7 protein-coding genes and 1 tRNA gene are annotated in these 13,295 nt (G+C 57.1%); 3 read left to right on the forward strand and 5 right to left on the reverse strand.

What is annotated here, in order from left to right; translation table 11 throughout:
* Positions 1-113: 113 nt before the first annotated feature.
* A complete protein-coding gene (locus tag BUC26_RS13785; RefSeq protein WP_161949860.1) occupies positions 114-1,001 on the reverse strand; it encodes a glycerophosphodiester phosphodiesterase in 888 nt (295 codons plus the stop codon).
* 401 nt (positions 1,002-1,402) lie between these two features.
* Between BUC26_RS13785 and BUC26_RS13790 the strand changes: the two genes are divergently transcribed.
* From BUC26_RS13790 to BUC26_RS13800, 3 genes are all read left to right on the forward strand, one after another.
* Positions 1,403-1,651 carry a hypothetical protein gene (locus tag BUC26_RS13790; RefSeq protein WP_073377006.1) on the forward strand — a complete coding sequence of 83 codons (249 nt, stop codon included), beginning with the start codon at positions 1,403-1,405 and terminating at the stop codon, positions 1,649-1,651.
* 248 nt (positions 1,652-1,899) lie between these two features.
* Complete coding sequence (locus BUC26_RS13795; RefSeq protein WP_073377008.1) at positions 1,900-7,068, forward strand: RecQ family ATP-dependent DNA helicase; 5,169 nt, start codon at positions 1,900-1,902, stop codon at positions 7,066-7,068.
* 227 nt (positions 7,069-7,295) lie between these two features.
* Positions 7,296-8,465 (forward strand): Fic family protein, encoded by a 1,170-nt coding sequence (locus tag BUC26_RS13800; RefSeq protein WP_073377010.1) that lies wholly within the window; start codon positions 7,296-7,298, stop codon positions 8,463-8,465.
* 139 nt (positions 8,466-8,604) lie between these two features.
* Here the strand turns inward: BUC26_RS13800 and BUC26_RS13805 are convergent.
* From BUC26_RS13805 to BUC26_RS13820, 4 genes are all read right to left on the reverse strand, one after another.
* A tRNA-Phe gene (locus BUC26_RS13805) sits at positions 8,605-8,680 on the reverse strand.
* A 100-nt stretch (positions 8,681-8,780) separates the two neighbouring features.
* A complete protein-coding gene (locus BUC26_RS13810) occupies positions 8,781-9,647 on the reverse strand; it encodes a hypothetical protein (RefSeq protein WP_073377012.1) in 867 nt (288 codons plus the stop codon).
* Between the two features lie 74 nt (positions 9,648-9,721).
* Positions 9,722-10,567 (reverse strand): carboxylating nicotinate-nucleotide diphosphorylase, encoded by an 846-nt coding sequence (gene nadC, locus BUC26_RS13815; RefSeq protein WP_073377014.1) that lies wholly within the window; start codon positions 10,565-10,567, stop codon positions 9,722-9,724.
* Between the two features lie 20 nt (positions 10,568-10,587).
* Positions 10,588-13,266, reverse strand: a complete 2,679-nt coding sequence (locus BUC26_RS13820) for a valine--tRNA ligase (RefSeq protein WP_073377016.1) — start codon at positions 13,264-13,266, stop codon at positions 10,588-10,590.
* Between the last annotated feature and the right edge of the window lie 29 nt (positions 13,267-13,295).

Here is a 13,295-nt window from a genome sequence, read left to right on the forward strand (position 1 = left end):
TCTACCGATTCGTTTATTTCGAGTTCCGGCAAATGACCGGTCGAAGCCTTGCCTGGACGCGGCGATCGACACATCCTGCCCGATGTCGGCGATTTGTTGAAGACGGTAGTCGACTACCGCCTGAGCAGATTGGCCAGATTAAAACAGAGGCGCCGCCAGATTTCGGATAGAATCGAGGTTCCCCACAGCCGGTCGGCAAGGTCTTTGTGCACCATATACATCCGGTCGTCAAAATCCCAGAACATGATCGTCTTGCCGGGTGGTTTGAGCTTGAGCAGGTCCTCAATATTCCTGAGGTTGGCTACGTGGAGCAGTAGATAATCGGCATCCGTGGCCTTGAACCTGTCGAACAGCCCTTCGGTCAGAGCTTCAAAGTGCAGATAGGTTGACCAGGTCAGCCAGAAAATCTGGCCGGTCTTGATTTCCGGATAGCGTTCACTGAGGTAGCGGACCAACTCGCTGGAGATGGAACTGATCATGACATCTTTTTGCCGGCCGCGCTTTCTGATGTCGGCAATAACCTCATCTGCCAGCCGCTGATCGTCCTGCTGGTGCCCTTGCGATTTGATCTCGAGATTGATTTTTTTGCCTACGATGTTCATTGCCTCGCGATAGAGGACCAGTTCACCGTTTGTGAGATGGAGGAGGTCGGCATAACTGGTCTTGTCGAGCGCATCAATCTTCCCGAAGAGACGGAAGAGCCGACGATCATGAAACAGGACTATCTGCTGATCCCCGGAATACTGCACATCAAATTCGACAAAGGCATAGCCGGCATCCGCCTCAGCCTCTTGGAGCGCCGGCAGGGTATTTTCCCGGTGGCTCACCGAGGCCCCGCGATGGGCGCCGATCGTTAACCGGTAGGAGGGAATTTCCTCTTTCACCGCGGCTATTTCGTGCTTGAGCACTTCTGCAAGACTGGTTGACGAGGGTGGCGACTGGCAGACAAGCATAACCAGGGCAAGGAAGAGAGCGCTGAGTGTAAGGAAAAACCGAACCATGTTGGACATCATCTGTAAAAATTAAGGCTCATCAGGATTGAGACTGGGTATCCCTTCGAAAACGCCCTCACCCTTCTCATGACAGGAGACCATCTGAACAACCCTCGCTCACCTACAGCCGTGCCCCCAGCAGTTTAGCAAGATCGTCGGCACCCCGCTTCATGTTGTCGCCGAGATCATCGGGCGGTTTCTTACCATCCGGTTGTGTACCCAATCAATCCCAACGTAAAATTCCCTTGAAAAGAGACATGTGAAAAGGAACGCTTTCTGGCAAAATAAGGCAAACCAGGAAATCCTGAAAAACCTCCAAGACCATTTTGATTTGATTTCTCTTTGATCACTGCTGCTGAGCACTATCTTTTGATATTAAATAACAAATTAGAAAAAATGGAGCCCCAAAAATGTATATGACTGCGAGCAGAATTGAAATCCAGGGCAAGCCGGTATTAAAGCTTAATATCCATGAGTACGGTGAACGTGATATCGCATTCCTTGATCATCTCGGAATCAATGAGATAGACAGCGACCGTGCAGGTTGCAGATATATACATATCCATAGCAAGGAAGATTTTCTCAGCATCCGGTCGGCACTATTTGAGAAGTATACCGTTACAGAAGAAGGCCCGAAAGCATATCTGAAGGCGAAGTAAGATCTGCAGCCGCTTACTATTCAATACTACAAAAGCCGACAAGTTATCCACTGAGGTGGGCTGAAAATGATGGACACCAAAACGGTCAGATCCGCGCTATTGCTCCTCTCTTCTTGCCGATTCTATTTGTCTTAGCAAATTCAATGTAGTACAAAAATTGATATGATCTTTATAATCGAAGGAAAATACTTCACTAAAACCTGATCTCGGATGAAGGCTGTTCCTTTTTTATAGAGAACAATCCTGCCATGACGCTCTCCTGCCGAGATCTTCTCCGCCACTGCCTGCTGCTCGATATAGAGGTCAACGAAAGAAACGAGATTTACTCGCTCGGGGCAGTGCTCGGCAACGCAACGCTTCAAAGGACAGCTCCAAAAGCCGCCATCGATTCTCGCGTACTCGAGGAGTTGGACAATCTGGCGCGAGATGCGCGGTTCATGCTCGGCCACAACATCATCAACCACGATCTGCCGCGCCTCAAGCAGGTTACACCGAACCTGCAGATCTTCACCAAACCGGCAATCGACACGCTTTTCCTGTCGCCCCTCGCCTACCCGGCCAACCCGTACCATCGCCTGGTCAAGAATTACCAGATCGTTCGCGACAGCATCAACGACCCGGTGCAAGATGCGCTGCTCGCCGCACACGTGTTCACCGAACAATGGGACGCGCTGGTCGCCCAGTTCACGGCAAACTCGGACATTCCCCTGCTCTACCGGAGCTTTCTCGCGGGTGACGAACAGCTCAACGGAACCGCCGAAGCCCTGGCCTGCATGGGTATCCCGCTCTTGTCCGGCGACGACCTGCACGAAGCCTTCTCCTGGTTCGCCCGCAAGCATGCCTGCTCGTCGGCGATCGAGACGGTCATGTTCCAGCTGGCCGATGAGGCACTCCCGTTGCCGCCGCTGGCGTACGTCACTGCCTGGCTTTCCGTGGCAGGGGGGAACTCGGTCCTGCCACCGTGGGTTCGCCACCAGTTCCCGCAGGTGCCCCGTATCCTGCATCAATTGCGGGAATACAATTGCGGCAAGACAGGGTGCGACTATTGCCAGGCGCATCACAGCCCGCTCCGCTACCTCCAGGATTATTACGGTTTCAGTTCCTTTCGCGCCGAACCGGCAACCGCTGACGGCGAAAGCCTACAGGAACAGATCGTTCTCTCCGCCGCCCGCGGCAACTCGATCTTTGCAACGCTTCCCACCGGTGGCGGCAAATCGTTGTGCTACCTGCTGTCGGCATTGATGCGCTACCACCGACGCAACACGCTGACCATCGTCATCTCTCCGCTGCAGGCGCTGATGAAGGACCAGGTGGATAATTTTTCACGCCTCACCGGCACCAAGATCGCCGCCGCCCTCTACGGTATGCTCACCATGCCGGAACGGTCAGACGTGATGGAAGGCGTCCGCCTCGGCGATATTGGCATTCTCCTCGTTTCACCGGAACAACTGCGCAACAATTCATTCACCAGCACCATCAGCCAGCGGGAGATCGGGGCATGGGTCTTTGATGAAGCGCATTGCTTGTCCAAATGGGGCCATGATTTCCGGCCCGACTATCTTTATGCGATCCGCTTCATCCGGGAGTTCGCCGAACAGGCGAAGACCGCCATCCCACCGGTGCAGTGCTTTACGGCCACCGCCAAGAAAGACGTTCGCTCGGAGATCCTCGATATCATGCAGCGCGATCTTGGCATCAAGATGGAACTGTTCGCCGGGGGACACGAGCGCACTAACCTGCACTACGAAGTGTGGGAAGTGGATCGCTACGAAAAAAACCAGACCATTCTCGAACTGCTCCGCTCACGCTATGAAAACAACGGCAGCGCCGTGATCTATTGCGCCACCCGGAACAAGACGGAGCAACTCGCAGAATTCCTGCAACAAAGCGGCTACACCGCCGAGGCCTTTCATGCCGGTTTGGAACCGTCGGTGAAAAAGCGAATCCAGGACAGCTTCATTGCCGGCACCACCCCGATCATCTGTGCGACAAACGCCTTTGGCATGGGTATCGACAAGGAAGACGTGCGCATCGTCATCCACGCCGATATCCCCGGCTCCCTGGAAAACTATCTGCAGGAGGCGGGCCGGGCCGGCAGGGACCGCAACGCTGCCGAGTGCATCCTCATCTTCAACGAGCAGGATATCGAGGGACAATTCCGCCTCAGCTGTAGCTCAATGCTCAGCCAGCGGGAGATCGCCCAATTCCTCAGGGGCATCCGCTATGCGGCCCGGGGTGAAAATTCCGTGGTGCTGACCGCCGGGGACCTGATCCGCCTGGACGTGGTGGAGGTTGACCCGGACCTGCCCAACGCCGACACCAGGGTCAGGACCGCACTGGCCTGGCTGGAACGGGCCGGCTATCTACAGCGCAACGAGAACCAGACCAAGGTCTTCCAGGGCAAACCAACGGCCAAGAGCCTCACCGAGGCGGCCGAAAAAATCGCCACGCTCAACCTCTCCGAGCGCCAGCAGAAACGGTGGTTGGCCATCCTCGGGGCCTTGATGGAGCTCAACCGGCCCAACCAGGCCTTCAGTGCCGATGAACTCGCCGGGCTCGGGGCCTTCACGCCCATGGAAGGCGATACCGTCACCGAGACGGAGACCCAGCGAGTCATCCGCACGCTCCACGACATGGCATCCCAAGGCGTCCTGGAAAAAACCACGCTGCTCAGCGCCTACCTGCGCTACAAGGTGCAGGCTAGCTCGGAAAAATCCCTGCAACAGATCATCACGCTGGAAAATGAATTCCTCTCCATTCTCGTCGGGACGTTTCCCGACATGGAGGTAGACACCCACCTGGAGCTCGATTTGCGCCAGGTAAATCAGAAGATGATAGAAGCGGGCCATGAGAACTGTGCCCCGCACACCCTCAAACTGCTGTTGTATGGCCTGAGCCGTGACGGCAAAGGGTTGGCGGGCGCCAAGGGCAGTGTTTCGTTTACCTCGCGTGGCAACAACCGCTTTTCGGTGTATCTCCATCGGGACTGGCAATCGGTCAAAAATACCGTGACCACGAGACAACTCGCGGCAAACCGCACCCTGGAAGCAATCATAGCGGCGCTGCCACCGGAGGCCAAACCGAGCGCCAACCTGCTCGTTCAATTCAGCCTCGAGCAGATCGTTGCCGCGCTGCGCGCAGACCTGCTCCTCCTTGAAAAGCTGAAAGACCCGCTCGCCGCTGCAGAACGAGCCCTGACGTTCATGCACGAGCAAGGGATCATCGATCTGCAGCAGGGACTCGCCGTCTTCCGCCAGGCCATGACCATCCAGTTACATCCGGAAGCGCGTTCCCGACGCTACTCACAGGCCGATTTCTCGCCCCTGAAAACCCATTACAGCGAGCGGACCTTTCAGATCCATGTAATGAACGAATTCGCCCGCCTGGCCTTGAGCAAGATCAGCGGCGCCTGGCAATACGTCGTCTCTTACTTCAACGACGACAAGGAACAATTCGTTAAACGTTTCTTCCCCGGCAAAGAGAGCTTCCTCGAACGGGCGACCAGCGAGCAATCATACCAGCGCATCGTCGATGACCTTAAAAACCCCAGTCAGGAGAAAATCGTCACCGCCCCCCTGGACCAGAACCTGCTCATCCTTGCCGGCCCCGGAGCCGGCAAGACGCGGGTGGTCGCCCACCGGGTGGCCTACCTCATTCGCGTCAAACGGGTCCCTCCGCGGGCACTGCTCGTACTCTGTTTCAATCGCAGCGCCATCATGAGCCTGCGCCAGCGAGTTCGCGACCTGGTCGGCGAAGACATGGCCGGCGTGACCATGCTGACCTTCCATGGTCTTGCGCTACGGTTCACCGGTCGATCATTGGTGACCAGCTCTCGGCAAAAGGACCGCGAGGATATTGATTTCAGTCATATCATCAAGGACGCCATCGGTTTGCTGAAAGGGGAAAAAGACGTTGCCGGCTTCCAGGATATTCCCCCCGACTACGCCCTGATCGGCAGATTCAGCCACATCCTCGTCGACGAATACCAGGATATCGATGCCGAGCAATATGAGTTGGTCTCTCTCGTCGCCGGGAAAAGCGTTACAGAACATGAACGGAAAATGACCATCCTGGCGGTTGGCGATGACGACCAGAACATCTATCGGTTTCGCGGGGCAAGCGTCGAATTCATCAAAAAGTTCCGACACGACTACGATGCGCACATCCACTACCTGATCGAAAACTACCGCTCGACTGCCCATATCATCGACGCAGCGAACTGTTTGATCGCCCACAACACTGACCGGATGAAGACGAACCACCCGATCCGGATCAACCGGGATCGAAAAAATCTTCTACCCGGTGGCAATTGGCAGGCCAACGACCCGGTTGCGCACGGCAAAGTGCAACTACTTCAGGTGAGCAGCCCCCAGGAACAGGCTGCCGCCCTGCTGACAGAGTTAAAACGGCTGCAGCAGGCAGGCCCCGCGGAACTGAACAAGTGCGCCGTGCTCGCTCGTGAGTGGAAAGACCTCGATCCGGTGCGCAGCGCTCTCGAAGCAGCCGGCATCCCCGTCTGCCTGAGTTGGGGACGGCAAAACGGATTCCCCCGCTTATCCCGAATACGCGAACATACTGATCTGCTCGACCACCTACACACCATGCGTACTGAACTGCTCACCGGCAGCGCGCTGCTGGCTATCCTTGCCAAGCAAACCACCAACAATTCAGTCTGGAGCGACAATCTGAAAACAATCCTCCAGCAATGGCGGGATGAAACCAACGACGCCCCACAGCCGGTGCCTGAGATCCAGGAATACCTCTATGAAACCTTCGCCGAACAAAACAGGGCCAAGACCATCGGCAACGGCCTGTTCCTGGCGACAGCCCATTCGGTGAAAGGCCTCGAATTCGATCATGTCTTCATCCTCGGTGACAACTGGGATCATGGAGCCCAAACAGCCATCGAAGATGAGCGCAGACTCTATTACGTCTCCATGTCGCGGGCCCGGGAAACACTCCATCTCTTTTCAATTCAGACAACGGCCAACCCGCATGCCAGCTTATTGGCAGGTGATTTTCTCACCACCAGAAAACCAACAACAACCGACCCAAGCAGAACCACAAGCCACAGCTACCATGTGTTGGGTATGGAAGATCTATTTCTGGACTACATCGGTATACGAATAGAAACCCATCCTTCCCGCCAAGCCATCAAGAAATTGCAAGCAGGCGATCGGTTGAATTTTAAGAGAGCAGAAGATCATGTAGACTTGATCAATGAAGAATGTATAGAGGTTGCTCGGCTCTCAAAAAAAGCGTTTGCTGAATGGGAGGAAAAACTCGACACCGTCCAGCAAATTCTTGTTCTTGCCTTGGTGAGAAGAACCCGGGAGGATGTCTCCGACAAGGAGTTTCAAGCAAGATGCATTGGGCAAAGCTGGGAAATTCCAATCGTGGAATTCAGGCACGCTTAAACAGAAAGCGAGATTAATTCTGCTGTGACATCTTCCTTGAAAACAGTCTCGGAAAAGTTCCCTAATCATCTAAATGTCAGAGATTTCTGTACAGGCCCTATCTTCCAACGAACACCTCATTTTTACAATAAAATCCAAGCAATCTTTCTTTTCAAGGCGCTTTATTTTATGATATTACTTAAATGTAAAATATGAGTTGATCTTATTTTAGTTTCACGGGAGACAGGATGAAGCGAAAACTCCAAGGCGAATACGTGACCATTTCGACAGTGGGTGATACGGTTCAATCCTTTGTCCCCTCTCCGCTGCCGCCGCTACCACCCATCGAATGGACGCGGGAACTGTGCCGCAGGTTCGATGAGGCGATGCTGGCACTCGGGCGGCTGGATAGCGTCTCGACGCTGTTGCCGGACACCTCACTGTTTCTTTATATGTACGTTCGCAAAGAAGCGGTGCTTTCTTCCATGATCGAGGGAACGCAGTCGTCGTTGTCTGACCTGCTGCTGTTCGAGTTGGACCAGCAGCCAGGTGTACCGCTTGATGACGTACGGGAGGTCAGTAACTATATCGCCGCTCTCGACCATGGTCTTGGTCTGCTGAAGGCAGGCCTGCCGCTATCGCTGCGGCTCTTTCGGGAGATCCACGGTGTGTTATTGACCAAGGGCCGAGGCAGCAATCAGGCTCCGGGTGAATTTCGGCGGTGCCTGAACTGGATCGGCGGTACCAGACCGGGAAACGCTGCCTTTGTTCCACCCCCGGCGGAAGCGGTGCTCGAGTGCATGGGCAAACTGGAACTCTTTCTCCATGACCAGCCGGAACCTACCCCGGTCTTGCTCAAAGTGGCCTTGGCCCATGTGCAGTTTGAGACCATCCACCCCTTTCTCGATGGTAACGGCCGTCTGGGGCGCTTGCTGATCACGCTGCTGCTGTGCGAGAAAAAGGTGCTGCGGGAACCGATGCTCTACCTGAGCCTCTACTTCAAGACGCACCGGCAGTATTATTATGAGTTGCTCAACAACGTCCGCCTGACAGGTGACTGGGAAGCGTGGTTGGATTTCTTCGCCGAGGCGATCATCGTCACTGCCGGCCAGGCGGTGGAAACGGCGCAGCAGCTTCTGGACCTGGCCAAACAGGACCGCGACAAAATAAACGGCCTTGGCCGGGCTGCGGCATCGGCGCTGCAGGTGCACCGGGCACTCATGGAGCATCCCATCGCCACAGCGGGGTCACTGGTTAAGAAGACCGGACTCACTGCGGCAACGATCAACAAGGCACTTGACCACCTGGAACACCTGGGCATCGTGAACGAGCTGACCGCACAGAAGCGCAACCGCCTGTTCAGCTACGCGGGTTATATCGGAATCATGAGTCGCGGTACGGAACTGCCGGGCAGTTAGGAACCATCGGTTCCGGTTCAAGGCTGTCAGGTCTGGTTTAGAAGAATCCTCACACCACAGGCCTTCATGCGTCCTCGCTCCTTCACCAAACGCAAAAAGCGGTTACAGAACAAAACCTGTAACCGCTTTTAATGTCGTGTGGTGCCGAGACCAGGAATCGAACCAGGGACACACGGATTTTCAGTCCGTTGCTCTACCGACTGAGCTATCTCGGCACCGGATAGCGGTGCTGTATTTACAAAACATACCCGGAGGTGTCAACTGTTTTCCTCCGGGCTTGTTTAGTCGAGCCGACTAATGGCGGCCTCGGGACTGCTATTTTTCGTCGTGGATCGACAGGCCGCCCAAATCTAGTTCGAAGTTGAGGTCGTCGTCCATTCGTGATGCCGGTCGGGCGGCTTTTTCAGCGGCAGGTGAAACTTCTTCGGCCAGGGCGGGCTCATCCTCGCCGAGATCGAAGTCCATGTCCATGTTGCTGAAATCGAGATCGTCCGCCGGTTCGGCCGGCAATGCGGCCGGCTCTTCGCTGGCAGCCGGTTCCGGTTCTTCAGCGAAGGCCGCCGGAGTCTCGTCCCCTGTCAACGGTGGGGGAGTGGCACTGCGTGCCTGATCCGGCGGAGAGAGATCGGAGATATCGGACAATTCCTCGGGGATTTCCATGCTCGGTGGCGGCGGTGTATCGTCGGCTTCGCTGTCTTCGAAGGCGAAGGTCTCTTCACCGGAAGTGTCTTCAAACATCCCGAGATCGAGCGCACCTTCGGTGAACTGCTGACTTTCATCTCCCCGCTCGCCCGAACCGAATTCGTCGTCCAGGGCCTGAGCGGCGGCAGTATCATCTTCCTGGTCTTCGGCGAAGGCGAACTCCATGTCTGCATCTTCCTCCGATTCTCCCTCGTCTACGAGAATCTCCAGATCCGGATCGGCGAATTCGATCTCGTCGCTCTCTTCACTTTCGAGAGACATTTCGCCATCATCTTCCAGTGCGGCGAACTTCAGGAAAACCGGGGTGTGAACATTTAACGTACTGCCCTGAAAGGCGTTTGCCGTCTCTGAAATATCCTTGTTACAGCGTAGACAGGTCTCGACATTGTCAAAGGAGATATAGCCACATTTCGGACAGCGCATCAGTACATTCCTCTTTTCGGGTCCAACAGAAAAGGCATGGCTGGCCGCACCATCCATGCCACCCCTCCAGTATGAGCGCAGTATCTCACATTTTTTCGGGAAAAATCAAGAAATAATCGCATTATTGGTGTTTATCCGCCGGTCGAGGACCAATCCATACCGATATCGCAGGCGGGGGCGGAATGTGTCAGGGCGCCCGCCGAGATGATGTCAACACCCGAAGCAGCCACCGCCCGCACCGTTTCCAGGGAGATGCCGCCGGAGGCCTCGACGATCGCCCGGCCGTCGATCTTGGCCACCGCTTCGGCCATGGTGGCGGGCGGCATATTGTCGAGCAGGATGATATCGACACCGCAGTCAAGGCACTGCTCGACCTGTTCCAGGGTATCGGTCTCCACCTCGATCCTGATGGTATGCGGCACCAGGAGCCGCACCCGTTCAACCGCAGCGGCGATGGAACCGCAGGCGGCGATGTGATTATCCTTGATCAGGATGCCGTCGGCCAGATTGAAGCGATGGTTGTGCCCTCCGCCGGCCACCACTGCGTATTTCTCGAGCATCCGTAGTCCCGGCGTGGTCTTCCGGGTATCGCAGATCCGCACCGGATAGCCCTCGACCTGCCTGACGAAGGCGGCGGTCAAGGTGGCGATGCCGGAGAGTCGCTGCAGCAGGTTCAGGGCCACCCGCTCCGCCTTGAGCAGATCGATGGTTGGGCCGTTTACCGTCAGCAGCACATCACCAGGCTCGACCCGGCTGCCGTCGGCCAGGCCGCCGGTGCTTTCAATGCGCGGGTTCTGCAAGGCAAACACCCGGGCGGCGACGGTCTCGATCCCGGCCGCCAGAAAGCTCTCACGGGCCACCAACCGGGCACTGCCAAGCTGGTCCGGCGAAAAAATTGCCTCACTGGTCAGATCACCCCGGCCGATATCTTCCCGGAGAAATGAACGCAGGATCGTATCCAGCAGGTTGTTGTCCATGGTGCTCCTCAGCTGCCTCGTCAATTTCCGGCGATAGCTGCCAGCCGCTGCTCTGCCTCTGAGATGCGGGCCAGTCGCGCTTCCAGCTCACGCTGCTTCTCCTGCTCTTTGGCGACTATCTCGGCCGGCGCATTGGCCAGGAATTTCTCGTTGCCGAGCTTGCCGCTCACCTTCTTCAAGTCGATCTCGACCTTGGCCCGCTCCCGCTGCAACTTGTCACGCTCGCCGGCAATGTCGACGAGTCCTTTGAGCGGCACATAAATTTCGATGTCGTTGTAGATATAGGTAGCCGCATCGGCCGGTTTGGCGCCCGGCGGGGCGATGGTCAGCGAACCGAGCCGGGCCAGTTCGGTAATGGCCGGCGTGTAGGTGGTGATCAGCGCGGCCGCATCCTCACCGACATTGGTAACGAAAGCCTCGAGCTTCTGCGACGGGTGCACGTTGGCTTCGGCCCGAATGTTACGGATACCGCCGATGACCCCCATCAGCAACTCCATATCCCGTTCGGCCGCCTCGTCGAGCCATTCCCGGTGCCGTTCGGGGTAGGGCTGCAGCATCAGCACCGGCCGCTCGCCGGGCAGCACGCTCCATATCTCCTCGGTGACGAACGGGGTAATCGGGTGCATCAGCCCCACAATCGTCTCCAGCACCGTCAGCAGGACGCCGCGGGCCTGATTCCTGGTCTGCTCCTCCCGGCTGAACAGCTCCGATTTGATCCATTCCAGGTACCAGTCGCAGAACTCGTGCCAGATGAACTGGTAATTGGCCGACGCGACGTCGTTGAAATGGTATTCATCGAGGCCACGACGGACCTGGTCGATCGTCCGGGCGGTGCGACTGAGGATCCAGCGATGGGCCAGGCCGAGACGTTCGGGCTGCTCGACCACGGCGGTAATACCGGGATCGCTGGAACCGACGTGCATCAAGGCGAAACGGGCGGCATTCCACAGCTTGTTGATGAAAAAGCGATACCCTTCGATCCGCTCCTCGTCGAGCCGGATCTCCCGGCCCTGGGCGGCAAAAGCGGCGAGCGTGAAACGAACCGCGTCGGTGCCGTAAACGCCCATGACCTGCAGCGGGTCGATGACGTTGCCGGTCGATTTTGACATCTTCTTGCCGTGCTTGTCGCGCACCAGCGCATGCAGGTAGACGTCGTGAAACGGCACCTCCTCCATGAAATGGATGCCCATCATCATCATTCGGGCCACCCAGAAGAAGAGGATATCGAAACTGGTCACCAAAATCGACGTCGGGTAGAAGGTGGCCAGCTCCCTGGTCTTCTCCGGCCAGCCCATCGTCGAAAACGGCCAGAGCGCCGAGGAGAACCAGGTGTCGAGCACGTCGGTTTCCTGCACCAGCTCGGTGGATCCGCAGGACGGGCAGCGTTCGGGGTCGATGGTGTCGACGATCATCTCGCCGCAGGCGGTACAGGTCCAGGCCGGGATGCGGTGTCCCCACCAGATCTGCCGGGAGATGCACCAGTCGCGGATATTGTCCATCCAGCTGTAGAAGGTGTTATACCAGGTTTTCGGGTAGATCTTGATGCGCTCCTCGCGCACCGCGGCCACCGCCGCGTCGGCCAACGGCCGGACAGAGACGAACCACTGCAGCGAGGTGGTCGGCTCAACCACCGTCTTGCAGCGATAGCACTGGCCGACCGCATGCGGATAGTCCTCTACCGTGACCAGGTACCCCTGGCTTTCGAGATCGGCAACGATCTTCTTGCGACAGGCGAACCGGTCCAGCCCGGCGTAGCTGCCGGCCTTTTCGTTCATCACGCCGTGGTCGTCCATCACCTTGCACATCGCCAGGTTATGGCGCCGGCCGATCTCGTAGTCGTCCCGATCATGGGACGGGGTTACCTTCAAGGCCCCGGTACCGAAATCCATCTGCACGTGCTCGTCGAAGACTACCGGGATAACTCGACCGGTCAGCGGCAGTTCCACCTGCTTGCCGGCCAGACCGGCGTAACGGGGATCATTCGGGTTGACCGCGACGCCGGTATCGCCAAGCATGGTTTCCGGTCGAGTGGTGGCCACCACCAACTCGCCGCTGCCGTCAACCAGCGGGTAACGCAGGTGGTAGAGTTTGCCCTGGCTCGGCTCGTGTTCTACTTCATCGTCGGCCAGCGCCGTCAGGCAGCGCGGGCACCAGTTGACGATATAATCGCCCTTGTAGATCAGTCCTTCCTTGTAGAGCCGGACGAAGACTTCACGTACCGCCTGCGACAACCCCTCGTCCATGGTGAAGCGTTCCCGACTCCAGTCGCAGGAACAGCCGAGCCGCTTGAGCTGGTTGATAATAGTGCCGCCCTTTTCCCGGCGCCACTCCCAGACCCGCTCGACAAAAGCGTCTCGCCCGAGATCATGGCGACTGAGGCCCTCGCTGGCGAGCTGTCGTTCGACGACGTTCTGCGTGGCGATGCCGGCATGATCGGTCCCCGGCACCCACAGGGTGTTGTCACCGCACATCCGGTGATAACGGGTCAGGATGTCCTGCATGGTGTTATTCAGGGCGTGGCCGACATGGAGAACGCCGGTCACGTTGGGCGGCGGGATGACAATGGAAAATGACGGCTTATCGGGCTCCATGCGGGCGGCGAAACAGTGCTGCGCCTCCCAGGTGTCCAGCCATTTCTGCTCGACGTCGGTAAATTCGTAGCTCTTGCTCAGTTCCTTCGGTGCGCTGGTTTCGGTCATCGGTTACGTGCCTGTGCTGGTTTGCCGGA

The organism is Desulfofustis glycolicus DSM 9705, assembly GCF_900130015.1.
GTDB classification, from domain to species: domain Bacteria; phylum Desulfobacterota; class Desulfobulbia; order Desulfobulbales; family Desulfocapsaceae; genus Desulfofustis; species Desulfofustis glycolicus.